Origin of the sequence: Limnohabitans sp. (assembly GCF_031539105.1) — a bacterium.
GTDB lineage: Bacteria > Pseudomonadota > Gammaproteobacteria > Burkholderiales > Burkholderiaceae_C > Limnohabitans.
In genome coordinates, this window is sequence record NZ_JAVKLM010000009.1 from 133,718 (window position 1) to 158,421 (window position 24,704).

Sequence of the window (24,704 nt, forward strand, 5' to 3'; positions counted from 1 at the left end):
CTGAAGTGTGCCTGAATGCAGCGAGGCTAAGGAGGCTGGCCTCTATGATGCCGCCATGCTCACACCCCTAGACAACTTACCTACTTGGCGCGCCGAAAGCGGCGCTGCCGCCCCGCGCCGCGTAGTAGCCGCTGACGACACCATGTCGGCCGACACAGCCTACCGCTTGGCCTGCGAGGGCACGGGCCTGTTGTGGCGGGGTGACTTTCACAACGCACGCCAACTGCTTCAAGCCTTGGCACGCCGCACCGAGCGCAAGCCTAAAAAAAGCAAAAAGCCAGAACTCGAAGTTGCGCCCTTGCAAGCCTTCAATGCGCACCGCCAAGCGCTGGGCCAACGCGCACGCATCTTGGCCATGGTCATCGTGCCCATGGACGGCGACTACACCATTCCTCTGCGCCGCGCACCCGACATGAAGCTGGCCTGCACCGAAGCCTGGGGCCCTGCAAGCGGCGAAGCCTGCATGGTGTCGATGCGCGAATTGCTAGGTGTGGTGGGCGCACACGAGTGGCGCAAAAACGGTGTCGAAATAGCCGCCTTGGGCGACGCGCCTCACAACCGCATTCACCCGCACTACGGCGTGTTCTCGCCAGTACGCGGCGAGTATGTGGACCTCGTGGCCAACGCTCCCATCCAAAACAAAGCCCTCGCGTTTGACATTGGCGTGGGCACGGGCGTGTTGTCGGCCGTGCTGGCCAAGCGCGGGGTGCAACGCATCGTCGCCACCGACCAAGACCCACGCGCCCTCGCCTGCGCGCGCGAGAACTTGAAGCGTTTGCAACGCATCGACAAAGTAGAACTCGTGCAAACCGATTTATTTCCTGAGGGGCAAGCGCCGCTGATTGTGTGCAACCCACCGTGGGTGCCTGCCCGCCCCAGCTCGCCCATCGAGCATGCGGTGTACGACGAAGGTAGCCGTATGCTGCGTGGTTTTCTCAGTGGCTTGCGTGCGCACTTGGCACCTGGGGGCGAAGGCTGGCTCATCTTGTCGGACTTGGCCGAACACTTGGGGCTGCGCAGCAGAGACGAGCTAATGGGTTGGATCAGCGAAGCAAGCTTGCAAGTGCTGGGCCGCACCGACATCAAGCCGCGTCACGGCAAAGCCACCGACGACACAGACCCACTGCACGACGCGCGTGCCAAAGAAGTTACTTCTTTGTGGCGCCTAGCAGCTGCCGCTTGAGCCACGACAACCAGCCAGTTGAAAGAGCGCGACTAGGCTGCTGAATATTCACGGGCTGCTCAGCTGACTGGGTAAGCTGCTGTGCTTCAGGTGGTGCGACAGGCAGCTGCGTTGGTGCCATCACTTCCACCGACTGCATCACCTCCACAGGCACATCGGTCACCACCGACGGCTGTTGCCAAACTGGCGCAGCTTCTAGCACCATGTCCATTGGCTCATAAGCCTTGGTTGGCTCGGCTTTGGGCGCTGACGCGTCAGGAAAATCTAAACACTTCAACACAAACTTATTCACTGCCGCGTTGAACGGCACAGGGTGCGCTGCCCCCGCCACCTCTAGCACTTTGGCTCTGGGAAATTCGCGTTGCACGTCTTTCACCTGCTGCGCGGTGCACACGCCTGATTCGCTGCCGTGGATCAAGCGCAACGGGCCTTTGAAATCGCTCAGCAAATGGCCAAACTTCATGCCCTTCCAGTCTTTGCGGTACGACAAGTCAAAGTGCGAAGGCGACTGCACCGCCAGCACCGCACCCAAGCTCACGTTGAACTTGACAGCCATCTCTTCTGGCGTAGGCAAGCGGCCAAATTTTTTCAAGCCGTCGTACAAGCCGTAAATCGACATCCACGGCAAGTCCAAACCAATGTCGTTCAAGTACAAACCGCTCACTTGGTTGTGCGTGTCGCAGGCCAGGTACATGCCCAAGATGCCACCCATGCTGGTGCCCAACACCTCAATGCGTGGCACGGGCTTGCCCTCGGGCATCAGCTCGGCGCGAATGAAATGCTCAATGTCTTCTAAATACACCTGCATGGTGTAGCCCTTGTCACCAGGCAAGAGGCTAGAGTCGCCACGCCCGCACAAATCAAGGCTCACCACGCGCAGGCCATGCACGCCCTCGGCGTCTTGCAACAGCGAATCAAAGGTGGCACGGGTTTCTAACAAGCCCGGCAAACACAGCAACACATGTGGGCTATTGGCCGCACCTATCGTGCTGTAGGCCAAATGACGGTGAGCCTTGGGCAGATGAAATTGGAGCGCAGGAAATTTTGAGATGGTCATAACTGTGAAGCATCCTAGTTCATGGCTATGAAAGAACTGCAACCACCTGGGCATGACAATCTAAGGCAGCGCGTTCACCACGATGACACCATGCCAACGACCACCACATTGCTAAAAGTCGAAGCCCTCATCCATGGCTCCATTCACAATTTGTGGTGCGCAACTGGAACGATGCGCTGCTTCAAGACTTGGGCGACGCGCTTGACATGCACACACATCGAGACAAGCGCCTCAACATGCTGTCCACTGGCAGTCGCCGCAAGGTGATGGTGATGGCAGCCCTTGCGTCGGGCGCAGCGGTCACCTTGTTAGACCAACCTTTTGCCGCGCTCGACTTGATGTCGATTCGCATCATCCAAGAGTTTTTGCACGAAGCCGCCAATCACCCCAGCCGCGCGTGGATCGTGGCTGACTACGAAGTGCCTGCGAGTTTTCAGAGCACGCGCGTGCTTCAGCTGACTTAAAAGCGATCCGCGTTCATCACCTGGGTCCAAGCGGCCACAAAGTCGCGGGCCAACTTTTCGCGGTTGTCGTCTTGCGCATACACCTCGGCGTAAGCTCGCAAAATGGCGTTGGAGCCAAACACCAAGTCCACCCGTGAGGCCGTCCACTTGGGCTTACCTGTTTTGCGGTCGCACACGTCGTACGAGTTTTTACCGGTGGGCTTCCACTGGTAGGCCATGTCGGTGAGGTGCACAAAGAAGTCGTTGCTCAATACGCCCACGCGCTCGGTGAACACACCGCACTTGGACATGCCGTGGTTGGTACCCAAAACACGCATGCCGCCCACCAAGGCTGTCATTTCAGGCGCAGTGAGTCCCATAAGTTGTGCGCGGTCCAACAGCAGTTCTTCGGGGCTGAGGGTGTCGTGTGTGCCAACCCAATTGCGAAAACCGTCGTGCACGGGTTCGAGCACGGCAAACGATTCAGCATCGGTCATGGCTGCCGTGGCATCGCCGCGGCCTGGCTTGAACGGCACAAGTATGTCAAAACCAGCCGCTTTGATGGCTTGCGCTACGCCCAGGTTGCCAGCCAACACAATCACGTCGGCCATGCTGGCCCCTGTGTCTTTGGCGATTGACTCAAGCACAACCAGCACCTGGGCTAAGCGAGCGGGCTCGTTACCTGCCCAGTCTTTTTGCGGAGCTAAGCGAATGCGCGCACCGTTGGCACCGCCGCGTTTGTCGGAGTGGCGGAAGGTGCGGGCACTGTCCCACGCGGTGGCCACCATGTCGCTCACGCTCAAACCGCTGGTCGCAATTTTGGCGGCGACCGCAGCTACGTCGTAGTTGGTGTTACCCACAGGCACCGGGTCTTGCCAGATGAGGTCTTCTTGCGGCACTTCAGGGCCGATGTAGCGGGCCTTGGGGCCTAAGTCGCGGTGGGTGAGCTTGAACCACGCGCGGGCAAACACGTCAGCAAAATAGGCTGGATCTTTGGCAAAGCGCTCCAAGATCACGCGGTACGCTGGGTCCATCTTCAAAGCCATGTCGGCGTCGGTCATCATGGGTTGCACGCAAATGGAAGGGTCTTCCACACCCACCGGCATGTCTTCGGGTTTGAGATTGATGGCTTTCCATTGCGAAGCACCTGCGGGGCTGCGTGTGAGCTCCCACTCGTAGTCAAGGAGCATGTGGAAGTACCCGTGATCCCACTGCGTGGGGTGTGTTGTCCATGCGCCTTCGAGGCCGCTAGACACGGTGTTGCGGCCCACAGCGCGGGTGGTGTGGTTGATCCAACCCAAGCCTTGCTCAGCCACATCAGCAGCTTCAGGCACAGGCCCCAAGTTGAGTGCGCTGCCGTTGCCGTGTGCTTTGCCCACGGTGTGGCCGCCTGCGGTGAGGGCCACGGTTTCTTCGTCGTTCATGGCCATGCGCTTGAACGTGAGGCGCACGTCTTGCGCGGTTTTTAAAGGGTCGGACTTGCCGTTGACGCCTTCGGGGTTCACGTAAATCAAACCCATTTGCACAGCGGCCAAAGGGTTTTCAAGCGACTCACGGCTGTCGCTGTCGTAGCGCGTGGCGCCCAGCCACTCTTTTTCAGCGCCCCAGTTGATCTCTTGCTCTGGGTGCCAAATGTCTTCACGGCCAAACGCGAAACCAAAGGTTTTGAGGCCCATCGATTCGTAGGCCACATTGCCCGCCAGCACGATGAGGTCAGCCCAGCTGAGCCGGTTGCCGTATTTTTTCTTGATGGGCCACAGCAGGCGACGGGCTTTGTCGAGGTTGACGTTGTCGGGCCAAGAGTTGAGCGGCGCAAAGCGCTGGTTGCCGGTGCCCGCACCGCCACGGCCATCGGCAATGCGGTAAGACCCAGCTGAGTGCCACGCCATGCGAATCATCAAACCGCCGTAGTGGCCCCAGTCAGCGGGCCACCAATCTTGGCTGTCGGTCATGAGTGTGGTGAGGTCTTGCTTGAGCGCGGGCACGTCGAGCTTTTTAACTTCTTCGCGGTAGTCAAAGCCCGCATCCATCGGGTTGGTGTTGGCGTCGTGCTGAGCCAAGATGTCCAAGTTCAGGGCATTGGGCCACCACGCCATCGGCGTGTTGGCGACTTGCGTATTGGCGCCGTGCAAGACGGGGCATTGCCCAGCCTCTGGGGTGGGGGCTGGTTTATGCGTGTTGCTCATGTCACTGATCTTTCGTGGCGCTGTTGGTTAAAAGATCAGTGTAGGAACAAGCATCACGCCGTGGGCGATATTTGCCCAAGAATGAAAATTGAGTTTTTTGTGTTCGGCAGCACACAGACAAACGCCACCCGAAGGTGGCGTTGACGAAGCGGCTTGCGACGCGAAGCGCTACAAAAAATTAAGCAGTTTTGGGTGCATCCAGATTGCGCAAGCGAATGTGCAATTCGCGCAATTGCTTTTCGTCCACAGGGCTCGGTGCTTGGGTGAGCAAACACTGAGCGCGTTGTGTCTTGGGGAAAGCAATCACGTCGCGGATGGATTCAGCACCGGTCATCAACGTGACGATGCGGTCCAAACCAAAGGCCAAACCGCCGTGTGGCGGCGCGCCGTATTGCAGCGCGTCGAGCAAGAAGCCGAACTTGAGCTGGGCTTCTTCGGGCGTGATCTTCAAAGCGTCAAACACTTTTTGTTGCACGTCAGCGCGGTGAATACGCACCGAGCCGCCGCCCATTTCCCAGCCGTTCAACACCATGTCGTAGCCCTTGGAGATGCACTTCTCGGGGGCGGTGACCATCCAGTCTTCGTGGCCGTCTTTGGGCGCGGTGAAGGGGTGGTGCACAGCGGTGTAGCGCTGGCTTTCGTCGTCGAACTCGAACATCGGGAAGTCGACCACCCACATCGGCGCCCAACGGTTTTCGAACAAACCGTTTTTCTTACCGAACTCGCTGTGGCCAATCTTGATGCGCAACGCACCGATGGCGTCGTTCACGATCTTGGCTTTGTCTGCGCCGAAGAAAATCAAATCGCCGTCTTGTGCACCTGTGCGCTCGAGCACGGCAGCCAAAGCTGCATCGTGGATGTTTTTCACGATGGGGCTTTGCAGACCATCACGACCTTTGGCCAACTCATTCACGCGGATGTAGGCCAAGCCCTTGGCGCCGTAAATCTTGACGAACTCGGTGTAGGCGTCAATCTCGCCACGGCTGATACCGCCGCCTTCAACCGATCCGTTGGGCACGCGCAGGGCCACCACACGGCCGCCCTTCATATTGGCAGCGCCTGAGAACACTTTGAAGTCCACATCGCCCATGACGTCGGTCAGTTCGGTGAACTGCAATTTCACGCGAAGGTCTGGCTTGTCTGAGCCATAGATGTGCATGGCGTCTTGGTAGGTCATGACAGGGAATTCGCCCAAGTCCACGCCGATGGTGTTGGTGAACACCCGCTTGATCATGCCTTGGAACATGTCGCGGATTTCTTCCTCGCTCAAGAACGAGGTTTCGATATCAATCTGGGTAAATTCAGGCTGACGGTCAGCGCGCAAGTCTTCGTCGCGGAAGCACTTGGTGATTTGGTAGTAACGGTCGTAGCCTGCCACCATCAACAACTGTTTGAACAACTGAGGTGACTGGGGCAACGCAAAGAAGTGACCATCGTGTACGCGGCTAGGCACGAGGTAATCGCGCGCGCCTTCGGGTGTGCTCTTGGTGAGCATCGGTGTTTCGATGTCGACAAAACCGTTTTCGTCCAAGTACTTGCGCACTTCCATCGACACTTTGTAGCGCAGCATCAGGTTGTTTTGCATGTACGGGCGACGCAGGTCGAGCACACGGTGTGTGAGGCGCGTGGTCTCAGACAAGTTGTCGTCATCAATTTGGAACGGAGGCGTGACGGACTCGTTCAACACGATGAGTTCGTGGCACAGCACTTCTATCTTGCCGCTCTTCAAACCTTCGTTGGTCGTGCCATCTGGACGGGCGCGCACCAAGCCTTTGACTTGGATACAAAACTCATTGCGCACGTTCTCGGCCACGTTGAACATGTCAGCGCGGTCTGGGTCGCACACCACTTGGACGTAGCCTTCGCGGTCACGCAAGTCAATGAAAATCACGCCGCCGTGGTCACGGCGACGGTTGACCCAGCCGCACAGGCTCACGGTTTCGCCAATCAAAGCTTCGGTCACCAGACCGCAATAGTGGGAACGCATTGCCATTTTTATTTTCTCTTTTCGTTGAGTGCTGGGGCGCTAGGAGACACAGCGCCCATGGAGATGACATACGTCAGCGCTTCGTCGACGCTCAAATCGAGCTCGATGACATCGCTGCGTGGCACCAGCAAAAAAAATCCGCTGGTGGGGTTGGGGGTGGTAGGCACATACACGCTCAGGTGTTCGCCCGTCAATTTGCTGGCCACTTCGCCTACGGGCGTGCCGGTTTGAAACGCGATGGTCCACATGCCTGCGTGCGGGTATTGCACCAACAAGGCTTGGCGAAACGCATTGCCGCTACTGGAGAACAAGGTGTCAGACACCTTCTTCACGCTGGCGTAAATTGACTTGACGATGGGGATGTTGGTGAACAACTTGTCCCACTGACGCACCAGCCATTTACCCAACACATTGGAAGCCAATGCGCCGGTGACCAGCAGCACCAGCAACACCAAGATCACGCCCAAGCCCGTCATGTCACGCATGGACGTTACCGTGTCTTGCGACACCAAGGGACGGAACTTGGAGAGGGTGTCGATGAAGATGCCATCCATGATGCCCACGAGCCATGTGAGCACCCAGACCGTGATGGCCAAAGGCGTCCAGACCAAGAGGCCTGCGAGCAGGTATTTTTTAATCGGCATGCGGTGCTTTGTGGTTTTGAAAAATCAGTGGCACGCGCAGCCCGTGGCGCAACCGCCCGAAGCGGTTGGCGTGGCGGGGCTGCTAGAGGCGGTGTCGGTGCTGCTGGCGGCAGGGCTGTCGCTGGTCGTCGAAGCGGCGGCTGTGCCCGCAGCTGCTGCGGGGGCAGAGGTGCCGCCCGTGCCGCCCTTGAAATCGGTGGCGTACCAACCCGAGCCTTTGAGCTGAAAGCCCGCAGCGGTGAGTTGTTTGGAAAATGTGGGCTTGCCGCACTCAGGGCAATCTGTCAGCGGTGCATCCGCAATTTTTTGCAAGACGTCCTTGGCATGGCCGCAGGAACCGCATTTGTAGGCGTAAATTGGCATGGCGAGGAGGGTTCGGTAAAACCCTGAATTATAGGCGCCCAACCCCTATTTCAAGGGCTGAGTTGGTCAGGCCAAGCCCACCAGCTTGTGGTGGGCGCTGTGGGCGTTGCGAATGGCTTGCGGCCCCAAAGAGCCCAGCACCATGCCCGTCAAACTGGCCAACACGCCCGCCAACTGGGCCGGGAACTCGTCGCCTGCGGGTGTGGCCAAGAACAGCCCCCAAGTCAGCAAACCCAAAGCCAGAGCAAAAATAGCGCCCTGTGTGGTGGCACGCTTCCAATACAGGCCAAAGGTCAGCGGCACAAAGGCACCCACCAAGGGCACCTGATACGCGCCCGACACCATTTCGTAAATCGACGTGCCCTGCATGCGAATGGCGTAGCCCAGCACCAGCATGCTGAACACCAACACCGTCACGCGCATGGCACGCAACTCTTGCTGGTCGCTTTGGTGAGGAAAGAACTGACGCCAAATGTTTTCGGTAAACGTCACGCTAGGCGCCAGCAAGGTGGCCGAGGCACAGGACTTGATGGCCGAGAGTAAGGCGCCAAAAAACAGCACTTGCATGACAAACGGCATTTGCGTCATCACCAAAGTGGGCAAGACTTTTTGTGGGTCATCGGCAATCAAGGTCGTGGCCTGCTCGGGCATGATGATCATGGCACTGACCACTAAAAACATGGGCACAAACGCAAACAAGATGTAGCACACGCCACCAATCACAGGTCCATGCGTGGCAGCCTTAATGCTGTTGGCCGACATGACGCGCTGAAACACGTCTTGCTGCGGAATGGACCCCAACATGATGGTGATGGCCGAGGCAAAGAAAAACAAAACGTCTTTGGTGTTGGGTTCGGGCCAAAACTTGAACATGTCTTGGCTGATCGCCAGCGCCAGTACCTTGTCCGCACCACCGGCCTGCCCTGCGGCAAAGAAAGCCAAGATAGAAAGGCCCACCACCAAAATGATCATCTGAATGAAGTCGGTGATGGCCACTGACCACATGCCACCAAACAAGGTGTAGGCCAAGATCGACACCACGCCAATGACCATGCCCAGCTCCATGCTGACCACGCCATCAGACAGCAGGTTGAACACCAAGCCCAAAGCCGTGACCTGCGCCGACACCCAGCCAAGATAGCTGACCATGATGATGAGCGAGCACACCACCTCCACCACGCGGCCATAGCGCTCGCGAAAGTAGTCGCTGATGGTGAGCAGCGTCATGCGGTAGAGCTTGCCTGCGAAGAACAGACCTACAAAGATGAGGCAAAAGCCCGCGCCGAAGGGGTCTTCCACCACGCCGTGCAAGCCACCGTTCACAAACTTGGCAGGAATGCCCAACACGGTTTCAGAACCAAACCACGTCGCAAACGTGGTGGTGATGACCATGGCCATGGGCAGGTGGCGACCAGCAATGGCAAAGTCAGCCGAGTTTTGAACGCGCTTGGCCGCCATCAAACCAATGGCGATGGTGACCAGCAAATAGACGATGACGAGTGTGAGCAGCACGGGTCAACTCCGCAAAGGGGTTAAAAAATGTGGTGCAAGCGCACAAACACTTGCATGGCAACGAGACCACCCAAGAAGCCACCGCCCACCCACATGAGACGTTGCAACATGCGGTTGGTACGGCGTTGCTCTTCGATGAGCTGTTGCAACTGGGCGTTGTCGTTGTTTTGGCGATGCTTCAAAAAGTCATGCACCAAGCGTGGCAACTCGGGCAAGAGCTTGGCGTAGCGCGGGGCTTCGGCTACCAGCTGCTTCCATAGCTTTTTGGGGCCGACTTGGTCGAGCATCCACGTTTCCAAAAACGGTTTGGCGGTGTTCCACAAATCCAGATCCGGATCGAGCTGGCGACCTAGGCCTTCGATGTTGAGCAGCGTTTTTTGCAGCAACACGAGTTGCGGCTGAATCTCAACATTGAAGCGGCGCGAGGTTTGGAACAAGCGCATGAGCACCATGCCAAGTGAAATTTCTTTCAGCGGACGGTCAAAGTACGGCTCGCAAACGGCTCGCACCGCTGACTCTAATTCGTCCACACGCGTGTCAGCGGGCACCCAGCCCGACTCCACATGCAGCTCGGCCACGCGCTTGTAGTCGCGGCGGAAGAAGGCCGTGAAGTTTTGCGCCAAATACTCTTTGTCGTGCTCGGTGAGCGTGCCCACGATGCCAAAGTCCAGCGAGATGTAGCGGCCAAAAGTGGCTGGATCGAGGCTGACTTGGATGTTGCCCGGATGCATATCGGCATGAAAAAAACCATCGCGAAACACTTGCGTGAAGAAGATGGTCACGCCGTCGCGTGCGAGCTTAGAAATATCCACACCTGCCGCACGCAAACGGTCCACTTGGCTGATGGGCACGCCCTTCATGCGCTCCATCACAATCACGTCGTCGCGGCAGAAGTCCCAAATCATCTCGGGAATCAACACCAAGTTGAGGCCCTCCATGTTGCGGCGAAGTTGCGCGGCATTAGAGGCCTCGCGCATGAAGTCGAGTTCGTCGTGGAGGTATTTGTCAAACTCGGCCACCACTTCGCGGGGCTTCAGGCGTTTGCCATCGGCAGAGAGACGATCCACCCAGCCGGCCATCATGCGCATGAGGCTCAGATCTTTGTCGATCACGGTCAACATGCCAGGGCGCAACACCTTGACGGCCACTTCACGGATCACGCCGCTGCGGTCTTGGATGACGGCAAAGTGCACCTGTGCAATGGACGCGCTGGCCACAGGTTGGTGCGTGAACTCGACAAAAATCTCATTCAACGGACGACCAAACGCACGCTCAATGGTGCCCACGGCAACGGCAGACGAGAAAGGCGGCACGCGGTCTTGCAAAAAGGCCAACTCATCGGCGATGTCTGGCGGCAGCAAATCGCGGCGGGTAGATAACACTTGGCCGAACTTCACAAAGATGGGGCCCAGGTGCTCTAACGCTTCACGCAAACGCTGACCGCGCGGTGCAGACAAATCGCGGCCCACCGACACAATACGGGCCAACAATCGCAAGCCCGGCTTTTGGAAACTGGTGAGCACCAGCTCGTCCAAGCCGTAACGCAAAACGATGAGAACGATGTAAATACCACGCAGCAAACGGGTCATCATGGCGCGGCCTTTTTGCTTTGTTGTTGCACAAAGCTGCGCAGGGCATCAACCGCACGCTTGGCGGTTTGCACCAAGGTGTGAGCGGGAGCGTCACCAATGAGTCGGGCCATATCTTCTTCGGGGTCCCAACGCACATGATCGATCAGCCAATTGACTTCAGCGGCCAACTGCACATCGCCTTCGATGCGAATGGCGGGCTTCTCGCCTTGCAACACGGTCTTGACCAACTCAAACGGTGAAGGCTCGTTCACACGCAGCACGAGGTCGGCAGTTTTGGTGCTGACATCAGGGCTGATGAACTCAATCAAACCTGCTGGGGTGAAGGCGCATTGAAACACTTGATCGCGCCAGCACACCTGCACTTGTCGGCCACGTTGGCGTTGCAAGCGGTCGCGTGCGGCGGGCTCTTGCATGAGCACGTGGTTCAACAAAAGGACCACGCGCTGCTGCACTTCCGCTACCGCCCATGGAGGTGGGGCGAAGGATTGCGGAAAATCTGCGGGGAGTTTGGCGCGCAACGTGTCTGCTGCATCGGCCAACCAAGAAAAAGGGGACTGTGTTGCCATAGTCCCCAATTATTCCTTGTTTGGGCGCTCTTCTCGGTGCGCCCTGATTTATCCGGTTTATTGCAAGGCTTGAACGCCTGCCACCAACCAGCCCAAGCTGCCGTCTTTGGGCTTGGTCATGTTCCACACTTCGCGGAACGGTGTGGGGCCAGAGGATGGCTCCTCACGGATCAGGCCCGAGAACTCCACGCTGGCCATGTAAGTGTTGCCCACCTCTTCGATGCCCAGGAGGTGCGCATCGAGCATGACCACTTCGGTGTGGTTCAGTTGGCCATTGGCTGTGGCTTCACGCTCAGCCAATTGGGCTTTGATTTCGTCCAACATGCTGTCGGTCATCATCACACGCAGGGCAGAGATATCAGAGCGGTCCCAGGCGTTTTGCAAGGTCATGAAGTTTTGCTTGGCCGCGTTGACAAAGCCTGCGGTATCAAAGTCAGCAGGGATGCCCCAAGTTTGGCTGCCACCCAAGGCAGAACCAATCATGGAGCCGCCGGCTGCAGGGGAAAAGTTGGCTTGCGTGTCCGTTGGACGAGCTGACGAATCGTTACCCACGTTCTTGGGGTTGTACTGCGGCAATGTGCTGGGGTTGGCGGGAGCGCCAGCGCCTTCGAAGGCGTAAGGGCTGGTGTTGCTGGCTTCAGGCTGTTGGCGGCGACGCATGATGGCACCAATGACCATCATCACGACCAAGGCCAACACGCCAAACATCAAGAACTGACCAAACTCAGCACCAAAGCCCATGGAGTGAGCCAGCCAAGCGAGGCCCAAACCGGCAGCCAAACCACCGAGCATGCCGCCCATGCCACCAAAGCGGCTAGGCGCAGCAGCAGGAGCTGCAGGCGCGTGCGGTGCGGCAGCTGGAGCCGCATTGGGCGTGGCAGCAGGTGCAGGCTTGGCAGCTTCACGCTGCGTCACGTTGCTGGACTGCTGGCCCATCGATTTGCCACCGCCCAAGCGCTTAGCAGCTTCGGCATGCATGGTGGCAAAAGCCATGGCCACCACAAAAATAGCTGTGAAAATTTTCTTCATCGCGTCGTCTCCTGTTGTCTCAATCGTTCAGCACTTGATTCCAACATGAAGTGCGACCACGCCGGCGCTCATGTTGTGAAAGTCCACATGGCCAAAGCCATTTTGTTTCATGAGGGATTTCAATTCCTCTTGGCCGGGATGCATGCGAATAGATTCGGCCAAATATTGGTAGCTCGATGCGTCGCCCGCAATCATCTGACCCAGCTTGGGCAAGATGTTGAAGGAATACCAGTCATAGGCCTTCTCCAGTGGCTTAGCCACCTTGGAGAACTCCAACACCAAAAGCTTGCCTTGGGGTTTGAGCACGCGGCACATTTCGCGCAAAGCGGCGTCTTTGTGCGTCATGTTGCGCAGGCCAAAGGCCACACTGACCACGTCAAAGTGGTTGTCGGGGAAAGGCAGTTTTTCGGCATCGCACACCAAGGTGGGCAAGACCATGCCGTGGTCAAGCAAACGGTCACGGCCGGTACGCAGCATGGCTTCGTTGATGTCGGTGTGCACCACGCGGCCGGTTGTTCCCACTTTTTTGGCAAAGGCCATGGCCAAATCACCCGTGCCACCTGCGATGTCGAGCACTTGCGAGCCCTCGCGCAAGTCAGCCACCATGACGGTGTAGCGCTTCCATATGCGGTGCAGGCCGGCGGACATGAGGTCATTCATCACATCGTATTTGGACGCGACCGAATCAAACACGCCACGGACGTGTTTGGCTTTTTCTTTTTCGTCGACGGTTTTGAAACCGAAATGGGTGCTGCTCATATTTGTAATGGTATCAATGCGCGTGTGTGCTACAGCCTGCGCCAGCTTTTTCAGGCATGGCGGCGTCGCGGTCCGTGCCGGCTAGCTGCAAGCGACGTTCATAGTCGGCCCAGAGTTGGTCTTGCTCAGAGCCCAAGAAATACAGGTATTCCCAAGTGAACAAGCCGCTGTCGTGGCCGTCGCTGAAGGTCGGCTTGATGGCGTAGTTACCAATGGGCTCTAGGCCTTCGAGCTCGACCAAGCGCTTGCCCGTTTGCAACACCTCTTGACCTGGGCCGTGGCCCTGCACTTCAGCCGAGGGGCTGTAGACGCGCATCAACTCAAACGGAATGCGAAACGCTGCGCCATCTGCAAAGCTAACTTCCAACACACGCGATGCGCCATGCACCGTGATGTCTTGGGGTGTAGGCGTGTGTTTTTCTAAGCCGGCCATAGGTGTCTTTCTGATTAAACCAACACGCGCTCAATGCCACCGGCATTGGCTTGGGCTACGTACTCGGGCATCCACTGCTCGCCCAGCATCTTGCGCGCCATTTCGACCACGATGTAGTCGGCTTCTAGCAAACCGTTTTGCAAGTCGTCGCCGTAGCGGCTCAAGCCTTGCAAGCAGCTGGGGCAGCTGGTGAGAATTTTCATGTCGCCCTTGGCTTCGCCTGTCATGGCGCGCAAAGCAGCTTCGTCTTTTTGCAACTCTTCTTCTTTGCGGAAACGCACTTGGGTAGAGATGTCCGGACGCGTCACACCCAAGGTGCCAGACTCGCCACAGCATCGGTCGCTCTTGCGCACTTGGTCGCCCAACAAAGCCTTGACCGTTTTCATTGGGTCTTGCTGCTTCATGGGGCTGTGGCATGGGTCGTGGAACAAATAGCCAGCTTGGTCAGCCGCGCTCAGCTTAATGTCCTTCTCGAGCAAGTATTCGTGGATGTCGACGATACGGCAACCTGGGAAAATTTTGTCGAACTCATAGCCTTGCAACTGGTCAAAGCACGTGCCGCAGCTCACCACCACGGTTTTGATGTCAAGGTAATTGAGCGTGTTGGCCACGCGGTGGAACAACACGCGGTTGTCCGTGATGATTTTGTCGGCCTTGTCAAACTGGCCCGAGCCTTTTTGCGGATAGCCGCAGCACAGGTAGCCGGGTGGCAGCACGGTTTGCACGCCCGCGTGCCACAACATGGCTTGCGTGGCGAGACCCACTTGACTAAACAAACGCTCAGAGCCGCAACCGGGGAAATAGAACACCGCCTCTGTTTCAGACGTGGTGGTTTTCGGGTCTCGGATGATGGGCACGTAATCGTTGTTTTCGATGTCGAGCAAGGCGCGCGCCGTTTTCTTGGGCAGATTGCCCGGCATTTTCTTGTTGATGAAGTGAATCACCTGCTCTTTGATGGGCGCGGTCCCTACGGTGGCGGGCGGTGCGCTGGTTTGTTTGCGCGCCACTACTTTGAGCAGGTCGTGCGCAAAACGTTGCAGCTTCATGCCCACACCCACCATGGCCGTTCGAGCGAACTTGATGGTTTCAGGATTGGTGGCATTGAGCATGAACATCGCTGCCGCATTGCCGGGACGGAAGGTTTTTTGGCCCATCTTGCGCAAAAGATTGCGCATGTTCATGGTCACGTCGCCAAAGTCAATCTTGACAGGACAAGGCGTCAAACACTTGTGGCAAACCGTGCAGTGGTCGGCCACATCTTCAAACTCTTGCCAGTGTTTGATAGACACGCCACGACGGGTTTGCTCTTCGTACAAGAAGGCTTCGACCAACAACGAAGTGGCCAAAATTTTGTTGCGGGGGCTGTACAGCAAGTTGGCGCGTGGCACATGGGTGGCGCACACGGGCTTGCACTTGCCGCAACGCAAACAGTCTTTCACGCTGGCGGCAATGGCGCCAATGTCTGACTGTTGCATGATGAGCGATTCGTGGCTCATCAAACCAAAGCTCGGCGTATACGCTTGACTTAAGTCAGCGTGACGCAAGGACGCATCTGTGTCTTGGTTGCGCAGCAAGTGGCCTTTGTTGAAGCGTCCTTGTGGGTCTACCTTGGCCTTGTAGTCTGCAAAAGGTTGCAACTCAGCATCGGTTAGAAACGACATCTTGGTGATGCCAATGCCGTGCTCGCCTGAAATCACGCCATTGAGCGAGCGCGCCAAGACCATGATGCGTGCCACAACTTCATGCGCGGTTTGCAGCATGGCGTAGTTATCACTGTTCACAGGAATGTTGGTGTGCACGTTGCCGTCGCCCGCGTGCATGTGCAGCGCCACCCACACACGACCTTTGAGCACGCGTTGGTGAATGGCATTGCACTCATCCAAGATGGGTGCGAGTTGTGCGCCCGTGAAGATGTTTTGCAACACTGCACGGATTTGTGTTTTCCAGCTGGCACGAAGGCTGTGGTCTTGCAGCTGTGGGAACAGTGCATCGCACTCATTGAGCCACTGCTGCCACAGACCACGAACTTCGCCAACGAGTGAGCGGGCCTGTTGCACGCGGTCTTCCAGCAACTCGGGTGTTGAAATATCAGCTGCATCATCCGACTTACCCAAAGGTAAATTGCCTTTGGCAAAAAAGTCGTCCAAGGCATCGCACAGCTCAATCTTGTTGCGCAGACTCAGCTCAATGTTGATGCGCTCAATGCCGTCGGTGTACTCGGCCATGCGTGGCAAAGGAATCACCACGTCTTCGTTGATCTTGAACGCATTGGTATGACGACTGATGGCAGCGGTTCGTTTGCGATCGAGCCAAAACTTTTTACGGGCTTCTGGACTCACGGCCACAAAGCACTCACCGCTGCGGGTGTTGGCCATGCGTGAGACTTCCGAAGTGACACGTGCCACTTCGTCCGCATCGTCACCCGCGATGTCCCCCACCAGCAGCATCTTGGGCAGGCCACCGCGCTTGCTCTTGGTGGCATAACCCACGGCGCGCAAGTAGCGATCGTCCAAATGTTCAAGGCCAGCCAACAATACGCCGCTGCGCTTTTGTTCGGCAAACATGTAGTCTTTGATTTCCACGATGCTGGGCACCGCGTCTTTGGCGTTACCGAAGAACTCCATGCACACGGTGCGTGTGTGGGCGGGCATGCGGTGCAAAATCCATCGTGCGCTGGTGATCAAACCATCACAGCCTTCTTTTTGGATGCCTGGTAGGCCGCTCAAGAACTTGTCGGTCACATCTTTGCCCAAGCCCTCTTTGCGAAAGGACTTGCCGGGAATGTCGAGGCGCTCTTGGCGAATGAAGGTTTTGCCGTCGGCTTGGTAGTACTTCAACTCGAAGCTGGCCATTTCGGCATCATGGATCTTGCCAAGGTTGTGGTCCACGCGAATGACGTCAAGCCACTCAGCATCAGGCGTGACCATGCGCCAGCTGGCCAAGTTGTCGAGGGCCGTGCCCCACAAAACAGCTTTTTTACCGCCTGCGTTCATGGCGATATTGCCGCCAATGCACGAGGCCTCGGCAGACGTGGGGTCGACGGCAAACACGAAACCACCGCGCTCAGCCGCATCGGCCACGCGCTGGGTGACCACACCCGCTTCGGTGTAAATCGTGGGCACTTTGTGGGCAATACCGGGCAGGTCGACCATTTCGACCTCGGTCATGGCTTCGAGCTTTTCAGTGTTGATGACTGCACTCTTCCAAGTCAGCGGAATCGCACCACCGGTGTAGCCCGTGCCGCCGCCGCGTGGGACGATGGTGAGTCCAAGGTCAATACAACCTTTGACCAAGCCCGCCATTTCTTCTTCGGTGTCCGGGGTCAGCACAACAAAGGGGTACTCTACGCGCCAGTCGGTGGCGTCAGTGACGTGGCTCACGCGCGAGAGACCGTCAAATTTGATGTTGTCATTGGCCGTGTGCTTTTTAAGCTGGCGTGCTGCTTTCTTGCGCAAAGCGGCAATGGCATCAAATTCAATCCTGAAGTCTTCCACAGCAGCACTTGCCGCTTGCAACAACTGGCCCACCATGGCATCGCGCTCGATGTCGGCATCAGGTGTGCGGCGCTGTTGCACTTCGCCCAAGCGGTGGTGCAAAGCATCGACCAACTGGTGACGGCGCTTTGGGTTGTCGAGCAAATCGTCTTGCAAATAGGGGTTGCGTTGCACCACCCAAATGTCACCCAGCACTTCGTACAACATACGGGCCGATCGGCCGGTGCGGCGCTCTTGGCGCAAACGCAACAGCAATTCCCATGCGTCGGCGCCGAGCAAGCGCAACACGATTTCTCGGTCAGAGAACGAGGTGTAGTTGTAGGGAATTTCGCGCAGTCGCGGGCTTTCTTCAGCCGTGGCGAGCAAGTGGTTCAGCGAGGTGGGAGCATTCATGGTGTGATGTGCGCGCTAAGGCGCATTGAGGCGCGAATTAAGGCCCGATTTTACTGCAGGGGTTTAGGTTCACTGAGGGGAGGGCCTTAGTGCACTTACTGGGGCTGGGGGTGTACGACATCAGCTTTTAAGGTTATTCGACAAGCCAAAGCTCAAGGCGAGTTGTCTGCGTGCGCGGTGAGCAAGATTCTGAGCGCAGCAAAGAAGAGCCAACGTGCACACAGGAAGCGCGCCTTGGGCGTCTTACATCAGCGCTGCCAGCCTTTGCACATCAGCCATTGAGCAGTACCGCAGACGATGACGAGGGCCGAGTAAGTGGCCATTTTCCCGTCAACACCCCACAAAACCAAGCCGCCAGCTAGGACGACCGTGCCTAAGACGCCACTCACCACGGCCTGTTTCATCAGGCTCCACCTGGCCAAGGGCAGCCACCAGCGTGCGCTCAGGCGGGTCAGCAGCACGCAAAACAGGGCCACACCCCATGCCGGGGCAATGAGGTTAAAAGTGTGAATGATTTGTTCTAAGGGGCCCATGTGAGTAAATTTTATAATGTGCGTTATGGCAGTCTGGGCTTTAGGCCTCAATCACACGACAGCCCCGCTTGATTTGCGGGGCCGTTTCGCTTTTGCGGTCGAACAAATGGGTCCGACCATCGCCACCCTGCGCCATTCTTTTGAGCCTGACAGCGAGGTGGCCATTCTCTCCACCTGCAACCGCACCGAGATTTATTGCGCGGGCGGCGAGGCCCAAATGCAACAGACTTTGACGTGGTTGGCCAAGTCCGGTGGCGTGTCTACCGACGATTTGAAAGGCCACACCTACGCCCTGCTCGAAGCCGATGCCGCTCGCCACGCCTTCCGCGTGGCAAGTGGCCTCGACTCCATGGTGCTGGGCGAGCCACAAATCTTGGGCCAGATGAAAGACGCGGTGCGTGCCGCGTCGGAAGCTGGAGCCTTGGGCACCACGCTCAATCAACTGTTCCAACGCTCGTTCGCTGTCGCCAAAGAGGTGCGCAGCTCGACCGAGATTGGCGCGCACTCCATCAGCATGGCAGCCGCTGCGGTGCGCTTGGCCAGTCAACTGTTTGAAGACCTCAGCGAAACCCGCGTGCTGTTTGTGGGTGCGGGCGAAATGATTGAGCTGTGCGCCACGCACTTCGCCGCCAAGAACCCCAGGGCGATTGCCATTGCCAACCGCACACTGGAGCGAGGCGAGAAGCTAGCCACCCAATTCAGCGGTGACGTCATGCGCTTAGCCGACTTGCCGGATCGACTGCATGAGTTTGATGTGGTCATCAGCTGCACCGCTAGCACCCTGCCCTTGATTGGTTTGGGTGCGGTTGAGCGCGCACTCAAACAACGCAAACACCGCCCCATGTTCATGGTCGACTTGGCCGTGCCGCGTGACATTGAACCCGAGGTGAAGTCGCTTGAAGACGTTTACCTGTACACCGTGGACGATTTGTCTGACGTGGTGCAAACCGGCCAAGCCAACCGCCAAGCCGCGGTGGCGCAAGCCGAAGCCATCATCGACGCAGGTGTGCAAAGTTTTGAACACTGGATGGACCAGCGCAGCAACGTACCGCTGATTCAGCAACTCAACGCCCAAGCCGAAGACTGGCGCAGCGCGGAAGTTGCGCGCGCCCGTAAGTCAATAGCCAAAGGCGACGATGTGGATGCGGTGCTAGAAGCCCTGTCACGCGGCCTGACACAAAAAATGATGCATGGCGCCATGGCCGAGTTGCATGCGGGTGACGCCGAGTCACGCGAACGCGCACGCCACGCGATTGAGCATTTCTTTTTGCGCGGCAACCGTTAGGCGCTGACCCCATGAAAGACTTTCTGCGCGCTCAGCTTGAGCGCCACACCCAACGTTTACATGAACTCGATTTCTTGCTGTCTCGCGAAGACATCATGAAGGACATGACGCAGTTCTTGGCTTTGTCACGCGAACACACCGACGTGACCGCCACAGCAGGCCGCTACGCTCGCTACCAACAACGCGAAGCCGATGTGCAAGCCGCGCAACAGATGCTGCAAGACGTGGGCGATGACGCCGACATGCGCACTATGGCGGAAGAAGAAATTGCCAGCGCCGAGGCAGAACTGCTGCAACTTGAAACCGAACTGCAACGCATGTTGCTGCCTAAAGACCCAGACGATGCACGCCCAGCGTTCATCGAAATTCGCGCTGGGACGGGCGGCGATGAGTCTGCTTTGTTTGCCGCCGACTTGTTGCGCATGTACATGCGCTATGCCGAGCGCCAAGGCTGGCGCAGCGAGATCGTGAGCGAATCACAAAGCGAACTGGGTGGTTACAAAGAAGTGGTGGTGCGCATGGACGGCGGCTCAAGCGGCGACGGCGTGTATGGCTGGCTCAAGTTTGAATCGGGTGGCCACCGCGTGCAGCGGGTGCCGGCCACCGAAACCCAAGGCCGCATCCACACCAGCGCGTGCACGGTGGCGGTGCTGCCCGAGCCAGACGAAGCCGAGGCCATCAAGATCAACCCGTCTGATTTGCGCATCGACACCTACCGCGCCAGCGGTGCGGGTGGCCAGCACATCAACAAAACCGACTCTGCGGTGCGCATCACCCACTTGCCCACGGGCATCGTGGCCGAATGCCAAGATGGTCGAAGCCAGCACAGCAACAAAGCGCAAGCGTTGAAAGTGCTGACCGCCCGCATTCAAGAAAAAGACCGCGCAGAGCGCGCTGCCAAAGATGCAGCCATGCGCAAAGGCCTGATTGGCAGCGGCGACCGCAGCGACCGTATTCGCACCTACAACTTCCCGCAAGGGCGTTGGAGCGACCACCGCATCAACCTCACTCTGTACAAACTCAACTTCATCATGGAAGGTGATTTGGGCGAGGCCATGCAAGCTTTGAAACACGCACATGAGGCTGAACAGCTGGCCGCGCTCGAAGGCAAAACATGAGTGTGTTGACCGTGACGCAAGCCGTAGCTTGGGCACAAACCTTGGGTTTGCCACGCCTAGAAGCGCAAGTGTTGCTGCTGCACAGCTTAGGCCGCGCACCACACGACCGCGCTTGGCTATTGGCGCACAGCGATGACGCGCTAGACGCTGCTGTGCAAGCCACCTTTGAAACCCATACTCAACGCCGCCTCAACACCGAACCCGTGGCCTACATCACCGGCCAAAAAGAGTTCTTTGGCTTGACGCTGCAGGTGGACCAGCGCGTGCTCGACCCACGCGCTGACACCGAAACCTTGGTGGAGTGGGCGCTGTCTTGCTTGGCCGACACGCCTTCACCGGATGTGGTGGACTTAGGAACAGGCAGCGGCGCGATTGCCTTGGCCATCAAACACACACGCCCTGATGCCCAAGTGAGCGCGGTGGATGCCAGCGCCGACGCCCTAGCAGTGGCCAGTGCAAACGCTGAACGTTTGGCATTGCCTGTGGACTTCCACCACGGTTCGTGGTTTGCCCCCCTGAACAATCGCGCCTTTGACGCGATTGTGTCCAACCCGCCTTACGTAGCCAGCGATGACGAACACTTGGCAGCATTGAAGCACGAGCCCTTGTCGGCGCTGGCTTCGGGCGTGGATGGTCTGGACGACGTTCGCACCATCGTGCGCGAAGCGACACAGCACCTCAAATCCAACGGCTGGCTGTTGCTCGAACACGGCTACGACCAAGCCCACGCCGTGCAAACCTTGCTGGGCAACCAAGGTTTTGTGAACGTACAAAGCCGTCCTGACCTTGCGGGCATCTTGCGCTGCACGGGTGGACAATGGCCAACAGTGAAATAATTAACTTTTATTTGGAGAGAACCCATGAGCGACACACAACAACGCATTGACGAACTCGTAAAAGGCAACGAGGTGTTGCTGTTCATGAAAGGCAGCGCAAGCTTTCCCATGTGTGGTTTTTCGGGTCGTGCGATTCAAGTGCTCAAAGCTTGCGGCGTGGAACCCAAAGCCATCAAAACCGTGAATGTGCTGGACGACGCCGAAATTCGTCACGGCATCAAGGAGTACAGCAACTGGCCCACCATCCCTCAGCTCTACATCAAGGGTGAGTTCATTGGCGGCTCCGACATCATGATGGAAATGTATGAGTCGGGTGAGTTGCAAAAAGTTATCAACGGCTAAGCAGCACTCGAGCTGGCTCAGACCAAAGAAAAGCCCGCAGCAGCGGGCTTTTTTATTGCGCAGGAATAGCCTGGGGCAGAGGAATGAGCAGCTCATCCGTTTTGCATCTGGCGTTGCCGTAACGCTGCGCACACAAATTAGCCGAACACGACGCAATGGCCATCTTGCGCACCGCTTCGTTTTGGTCGATCACCACGGTTTCTTGGTACGGGATGTATTCAGGGCGGGTGATGTCGTTGCAAATGGTGTGCACTTGGTCGCCGTCTCTGCGGCTGAAACAGTTGCGCATACCTGTGGCCACATGGATCACGCGCTGGCGCGTCTGCACCACTTGCATTTTGTTCTCTGGGTAGTCGGCCCAAGCTTGCGGCGCACACTCGCTCTCTACCGCGCGATAGGCTTTGGTGGCGCAGCCTGTCAACAGCAGGGTGACCAACACGAGTACCCACGTTTTCATTGCCACCCCTTTTGCGCTGCAAACACAGCATTTGGATATTGCATCTGACCACGGCTGCCGTTGTAGCGGCCAAGTGCCAAGGCCAGGTCTCCATTCTCAACGTTCAAGTAATGTCGCAAGATGACGCAACCAAAGCGTAAATTGGTTTGCGCTTGAAACAGCACGCTTGCATCGCCCTCGGCCAACACCCGCGTCCAAAACGGCATCACTTGCATGAAGCCCCTCGCCCCTGCGCTACTAATGGCAAATTTACGAAAACCACTCTCCACTTGAATCAAGCCCATCACCAAAGATGGCTCTAAGCCTGCACGCTGGCTTTCGTACCAAACGGTTTGCAAAAACTCGCGGCGCAAATGTGTGTTGGCTAATTCATGGGTCAGTAAATCAGGGGCGCCGTTTAGACCTGAAAAGCCAGCCTTGCGACGTTGCAGTTGCTTTTCTAAGCGAGCTTCAGTTTGTGTGAGCCAAAGCTGGAACGTGTTGACCGCTTTTTCGTCGGTATGAACCAAAGTCGGTGGTCCCGACTGATGCACCGCTGCGCTAAGTGACGTGCGGACCGAATCGATCAGAGGCACTTCTCGCTGAGGGCCCGCATGTGCCATGAATGCACATACAAGGCAAAACCACAGAGCAGCAGTGCGCGGCAGCATCACAAACCGAGTTTGGCCTTCACATGTACCAACACGTCGGCCACTGCTACTTTGGTCGATTCGCTATCGCGGCGGTGTTGGTACTCGACCACGCCCTCTTTCAAGCCCTTGTCACCAATAGTCACGCGATGGGGCACACCAATCAGTTCCCAGTCGGCAAACATGGCGCCGGGACGCTCACCACGGTCGTCCAAAATGACGTCCACGCCTAAGGCCAACAGTTCCTCATAAAGCTTAAAGGCTGCTGCTTTGACGTCTTCACTACGGTCCATGTTCACTGGGCAAATCACGGCTGTGAATGGTGCGATCGCGTCGGGCCAAATGATGCCGCGATCGTCGTGGTTTTGCTCAATGGCGGCCGCGGGCAGGCGTGTGACGCCGATGCCGTAGCAACCCATTTCCATGAATTGCGGTTTGCCGTTCACGTCTAAGAAGGTCGCGTTCATGGCTTGGCTGTATTTGGTGCCGAGGTAGAACACATGGCCCACTTCAATGCCGCGCTCAATAGCGAGCAGGCCTTGACCGTCTGGCGAGGCGTCGCCCGCCACCACGTTGCGAATGTCGGCGACCAAATCGGGCTCAGACACGTCGCGACCAAAGTTGACGCCGGTCATATGGAAGTCTGCTTCATTGGCGCCGCAAATCCAATCGGCCATCACAGCCACATCACGGTCAGCGACGATTTTCAAAGGTTGCTTCATCTTGACGGGGCCGAGGTAGCCGGGCTTGCAAGCAAAGTGGTCATCAATCTCAGAGGTGGTGGCAAAGCGGAAGCCGCCTTCAAAGCCAGGCAGCTTGCCCACTTTGACTTCGTTCATGTCGTGATCTCCGCGCAAGAGCAAGAGCCACACTTGCGACTTGACGACTTCGCCTGTGTCGTTGAGCGTGTCGGTGGCCAGCACCAATGACTTGACGGTGGTTTTCAACGGCACGTTCAACAAAGCAGCCACGTCTTCGCAGGTGCTTTTGCCAGGCGTGGCAGTTTTAGCCATCGCTTGTGTGGCTGCGTCGCGAGCGTGCGCTGGGGCCAAGGCCTCGGCCTTTTCCATGTTGGCGGCGTAGGTGCTGGTGGGACAATAGACGATAGCGTCTTCGCCCGTGGCGGCAATCACTTGGAACTCTTCGCTCAAGTCGCCACCAATGGCGCCGCTGTCTGCGGCCACGGCACGGTAGGTCAAACCGAAGCGGTCAAAAATCTTGCGATACGCATCGGCCATGACTTGGTAACTTTGCTTGGCCGAGACTTGGTCACGGTCAAAGCTGTAAGCGTCTTTCATGATGAATTCGCGGCCGCGCATCAAACCAAAACGAGGACGACGCTCGTCACGGAATTTGGTTTGAATTTGGTAGAAGTTTTTGGGCAGCTGCTTGTAGCTGCGAATTTCTTGGCGGGCGATGTCGGTCACCACTTCTTCGCTGGTGGGCTGCACCACAAAGTCGCGGCCGTGGCGGTCTTTGATGCGCAAGAGTTCTGGGCCCATCTTGTCGAAGCGGCCAGTTTCTTGCCAAAGCTCTGCAGGCTGCACCACGGGCATGCTGAGCTCAATCGCGCCAGCTTTGTTCATCTCTTCGCGCACGATGGCTTCGACTTTGCGAATCACGCGCAAGCCCATAGGCATGTAGTTGTAAATGCCAGCGCCCAGCTTTTTAATCAAGCCCGCGCGCATCATCAATTTGTGGCTCACTACCTCGGCATCAGCAGGGGCGTCTTTGAGGGTGGAAATGAGGAACTGGGAAGCTTTCATGCGTGCAATCGAATCGTCAATTTAATAGGGAAATTAGGGCAAATTCTGAGTGAAATGCTGCAGCTCTGTGCATAATCGACTCAGTTTAAAAATTTGA

22 protein-coding genes are annotated in these 24,704 nt (G+C 57.4%); 6 read left to right on the forward strand and 16 right to left on the reverse strand.

Translation table 11 applies throughout. From position 1 onward, the window contains the following. Window positions 1–55: 55 nt before the first annotated feature. On the forward strand, window positions 56–1,183 hold the full coding sequence (locus tag RMR24_RS02580) for a class I SAM-dependent methyltransferase (RefSeq protein WP_310613530.1): 1,128 nt from the start codon (window positions 56–58) through the stop codon (window positions 1,181–1,183). Here the strand turns inward: RMR24_RS02580 and RMR24_RS02585 are convergent. Then, entirely contained in the window at window positions 1,149–2,240 is a 1,092-nt protein-coding gene (locus tag RMR24_RS02585) for an alpha/beta fold hydrolase (RefSeq protein WP_310613531.1), read from the reverse strand. The two genes, RMR24_RS02580 and RMR24_RS02585, sit on opposite strands and share 35 nt — an antisense overlap. 155 nt (window positions 2,241–2,395) lie before the next feature. On the opposite strand from RMR24_RS02585, the gene RMR24_RS02590 reads away from it, so the two are divergent. Continuing rightward, window positions 2,396–2,704 carry an ATP-binding cassette domain-containing protein gene (locus tag RMR24_RS02590; protein ID WP_310613532.1) on the forward strand — a complete coding sequence of 103 codons (309 nt, stop codon included), beginning with the start codon at window positions 2,396–2,398 and terminating at the stop codon, window positions 2,702–2,704. Here the strand turns inward: RMR24_RS02590 and katG are convergent. From katG to RMR24_RS02650, 12 genes are all read right to left on the reverse strand, one after another. Next, complete coding sequence (katG, locus tag RMR24_RS02595; protein WP_310613533.1) at window positions 2,701–4,869, reverse strand: catalase/peroxidase HPI; 2,169 nt, start codon at window positions 4,867–4,869, stop codon at window positions 2,701–2,703. The two genes, RMR24_RS02590 and katG, sit on opposite strands and share 4 nt — an antisense overlap. A gap of 178 nt (window positions 4,870–5,047) precedes the next feature. Beyond that, window positions 5,048–6,862 (reverse strand): aspartate--tRNA ligase, encoded by a 1,815-nt coding sequence (aspS, locus tag RMR24_RS02600; protein WP_310613534.1) that lies wholly within the window; start codon window positions 6,860–6,862, stop codon window positions 5,048–5,050. A 2-nt stretch (window positions 6,863–6,864) separates the two neighbouring features. Beyond that, window positions 6,865–7,500, reverse strand: a complete 636-nt coding sequence (locus tag RMR24_RS02605; protein WP_310613535.1) for a DUF502 domain-containing protein — start codon at window positions 7,498–7,500, stop codon at window positions 6,865–6,867. Between the two features lie 24 nt (window positions 7,501–7,524). After that, complete coding sequence (locus tag RMR24_RS02610; protein WP_310613536.1) at window positions 7,525–7,863, reverse strand: FmdB family zinc ribbon protein; 339 nt, start codon at window positions 7,861–7,863, stop codon at window positions 7,525–7,527. A 66-nt stretch (window positions 7,864–7,929) separates the two neighbouring features. Next, a complete protein-coding gene (locus tag RMR24_RS02615) occupies window positions 7,930–9,375 on the reverse strand; it encodes a sodium:solute symporter family protein (RefSeq protein WP_310613537.1) in 1,446 nt (481 codons plus the stop codon). A gap of 20 nt (window positions 9,376–9,395) precedes the next feature. Beyond that, window positions 9,396–10,964, reverse strand: coding sequence for a ubiquinone biosynthesis regulatory protein kinase UbiB (gene ubiB, locus RMR24_RS02620; RefSeq protein ID WP_310613562.1), 1,569 nt, complete (start codon window positions 10,962–10,964; stop codon window positions 9,396–9,398). Next, window positions 10,964–11,533, reverse strand: a complete 570-nt coding sequence (locus RMR24_RS02625; RefSeq protein WP_310613538.1) for a hypothetical protein — start codon at window positions 11,531–11,533, stop codon at window positions 10,964–10,966. Before RMR24_RS02625 ends, ubiB begins: the two co-directional genes overlap by 1 nt. Window positions 11,534–11,590: 57 nt before the next feature. Continuing rightward, window positions 11,591–12,562, reverse strand: a complete 972-nt coding sequence (locus RMR24_RS02630) for a Tim44-like domain-containing protein (protein WP_310613539.1) — start codon at window positions 12,560–12,562, stop codon at window positions 11,591–11,593. 27 nt (window positions 12,563–12,589) lie between these two features. After that, window positions 12,590–13,321 (reverse strand): bifunctional demethylmenaquinone methyltransferase/2-methoxy-6-polyprenyl-1,4-benzoquinol methylase UbiE, encoded by a 732-nt coding sequence (gene ubiE, locus RMR24_RS02635; RefSeq protein WP_310613540.1) that lies wholly within the window; start codon window positions 13,319–13,321, stop codon window positions 12,590–12,592. Between the two features lie 13 nt (window positions 13,322–13,334). Beyond that, window positions 13,335–13,754 (reverse strand): DUF971 domain-containing protein, encoded by a 420-nt coding sequence (locus tag RMR24_RS02640; protein ID WP_310613541.1) that lies wholly within the window; start codon window positions 13,752–13,754, stop codon window positions 13,335–13,337. 14 nt (window positions 13,755–13,768) lie between these two features. After that, a complete protein-coding gene (locus RMR24_RS02645) occupies window positions 13,769–17,641 on the reverse strand; it encodes an FAD/FMN-binding oxidoreductase (protein ID WP_310613542.1) in 3,873 nt (1,290 codons plus the stop codon). Between the two features lie 248 nt (window positions 17,642–17,889). Then, the gene (locus tag RMR24_RS02650) at window positions 17,890–18,174 is read right to left on the reverse strand and encodes a hypothetical protein (protein ID WP_310613543.1); all 285 of its coding nucleotides are present in this window, start codon (window positions 18,172–18,174) and stop codon (window positions 17,890–17,892) included. 25 nt (window positions 18,175–18,199) lie between these two features. Here RMR24_RS02650 and hemA point away from each other — a divergent pair, with 25 nt between their 5' ends. The 4 genes from hemA to grxD are packed head-to-tail and all read left to right on the forward strand — an operon-like array spanning window position 18,200 to window position 21,755. Further along, window positions 18,200–19,459, forward strand: coding sequence for a glutamyl-tRNA reductase (gene hemA, locus RMR24_RS02655; protein WP_310613544.1), 1,260 nt, complete (start codon window positions 18,200–18,202; stop codon window positions 19,457–19,459). Window positions 19,460–19,470: 11 nt separating this feature from the next. Next, window positions 19,471–20,577, forward strand: coding sequence for a peptide chain release factor 1 (prfA, locus tag RMR24_RS02660; RefSeq protein WP_310613545.1), 1,107 nt, complete (start codon window positions 19,471–19,473; stop codon window positions 20,575–20,577). Continuing rightward, window positions 20,574–21,413 (forward strand): peptide chain release factor N(5)-glutamine methyltransferase, encoded by an 840-nt coding sequence (gene prmC, locus RMR24_RS02665; protein ID WP_310613546.1) that lies wholly within the window; start codon window positions 20,574–20,576, stop codon window positions 21,411–21,413. The genes prfA and prmC overlap by 4 nt, the downstream gene beginning before the upstream one ends. A 24-nt stretch (window positions 21,414–21,437) precedes the next feature. Beyond that, window positions 21,438–21,755: a Grx4 family monothiol glutaredoxin gene (gene grxD, locus RMR24_RS02670; RefSeq protein WP_310613547.1), complete on the forward strand. Its 318-nt coding sequence runs from the start codon at window positions 21,438–21,440 to the stop codon at window positions 21,753–21,755. A gap of 52 nt (window positions 21,756–21,807) precedes the next feature. On the opposite strand, the gene RMR24_RS02675 is transcribed toward grxD, so the two are convergent. Genes RMR24_RS02675 through RMR24_RS02685 form a run of 3 tightly spaced genes read right to left on the reverse strand, consistent with a single transcriptional unit; the run spans window position 21,808 to window position 24,607 of the window. Beyond that, complete coding sequence (locus RMR24_RS02675) at window positions 21,808–22,212, reverse strand: hypothetical protein (protein ID WP_310613548.1); 405 nt, start codon at window positions 22,210–22,212, stop codon at window positions 21,808–21,810. Continuing rightward, window positions 22,209–22,814 carry a transglycosylase SLT domain-containing protein gene (locus RMR24_RS02680; RefSeq protein ID WP_310613549.1) on the reverse strand — a complete coding sequence of 202 codons (606 nt, stop codon included), beginning with the start codon at window positions 22,812–22,814 and terminating at the stop codon, window positions 22,209–22,211. Before RMR24_RS02680 ends, RMR24_RS02675 begins: the two co-directional genes overlap by 4 nt. A gap of 47 nt (window positions 22,815–22,861) precedes the next feature. Further along, window positions 22,862–24,607: a proline--tRNA ligase gene (locus RMR24_RS02685; protein ID WP_310613550.1), complete on the reverse strand. Its 1,746-nt coding sequence runs from the start codon at window positions 24,605–24,607 to the stop codon at window positions 22,862–22,864. Window positions 24,608–24,704: the final 97 nt, after the last annotated feature.

Bases quoted from the DNA above. Each gene is read 5' to 3' on its own strand.
- RMR24_RS02580 (WP_310613530.1), top strand. From the start codon at position 56: ATGCTCACACCCCTAGACAACTTACCTACTTGGCGCGCCGAAAGCGGC.
- RMR24_RS02585 (WP_310613531.1), bottom strand. From the start codon at position 2,240: ATGACCATCTCAAAATTTCCTGCGCTCCAATTTCATCTGCCCAAGGCT.
- katG (WP_310613533.1), bottom strand. From the start codon at position 4,869: ATGAGCAACACGCATAAACCAGCCCCCACCCCAGAGGCTGGGCAATGC.
- aspS (WP_310613534.1), bottom strand. From the start codon at position 6,862: ATGGCAATGCGTTCCCACTATTGCGGTCTGGTGACCGAAGCTTTGATT.
- RMR24_RS02605 (WP_310613535.1), bottom strand. From the start codon at position 7,500: ATGCCGATTAAAAAATACCTGCTCGCAGGCCTCTTGGTCTGGACGCCT.
- RMR24_RS02610 (WP_310613536.1), bottom strand. From the start codon at position 7,863: ATGCCAATTTACGCCTACAAATGCGGTTCCTGCGGCCATGCCAAGGAC.
- ubiB (WP_310613562.1), bottom strand. From the start codon at position 10,964: ATGACCCGTTTGCTGCGTGGTATTTACATCGTTCTCATCGTTTTGCGT.
- RMR24_RS02625 (WP_310613538.1), bottom strand. From the start codon at position 11,533: ATGGCAACACAGTCCCCTTTTTCTTGGTTGGCCGATGCAGCAGACACG.
- RMR24_RS02630 (WP_310613539.1), bottom strand. From the start codon at position 12,562: ATGAAGAAAATTTTCACAGCTATTTTTGTGGTGGCCATGGCTTTTGCC.
- ubiE (WP_310613540.1), bottom strand. From the start codon at position 13,321: ATGAGCAGCACCCATTTCGGTTTCAAAACCGTCGACGAAAAAGAAAAA.
- RMR24_RS02640 (WP_310613541.1), bottom strand. From the start codon at position 13,754: ATGGCCGGCTTAGAAAAACACACGCCTACACCCCAAGACATCACGGTG.
- RMR24_RS02645 (WP_310613542.1), bottom strand. From the start codon at position 17,641: ATGAATGCTCCCACCTCGCTGAACCACTTGCTCGCCACGGCTGAAGAA.
- RMR24_RS02650 (WP_310613543.1), bottom strand. From the start codon at position 18,174: ATGGGCCCCTTAGAACAAATCATTCACACTTTTAACCTCATTGCCCCG.
- hemA (WP_310613544.1), top strand. From the start codon at position 18,200: ATGGCAGTCTGGGCTTTAGGCCTCAATCACACGACAGCCCCGCTTGAT.
- prfA (WP_310613545.1), top strand. From the start codon at position 19,471: ATGAAAGACTTTCTGCGCGCTCAGCTTGAGCGCCACACCCAACGTTTA.
- prmC (WP_310613546.1), top strand. From the start codon at position 20,574: ATGAGTGTGTTGACCGTGACGCAAGCCGTAGCTTGGGCACAAACCTTG.
- grxD (WP_310613547.1), top strand. From the start codon at position 21,438: ATGAGCGACACACAACAACGCATTGACGAACTCGTAAAAGGCAACGAG.
- RMR24_RS02675 (WP_310613548.1), bottom strand. From the start codon at position 22,212: ATGAAAACGTGGGTACTCGTGTTGGTCACCCTGCTGTTGACAGGCTGC.
- RMR24_RS02680 (WP_310613549.1), bottom strand. From the start codon at position 22,814: ATGGCACATGCGGGCCCTCAGCGAGAAGTGCCTCTGATCGATTCGGTC.
- RMR24_RS02685 (WP_310613550.1), bottom strand. From the start codon at position 24,607: ATGAAAGCTTCCCAGTTCCTCATTTCCACCCTCAAAGACGCCCCTGCT.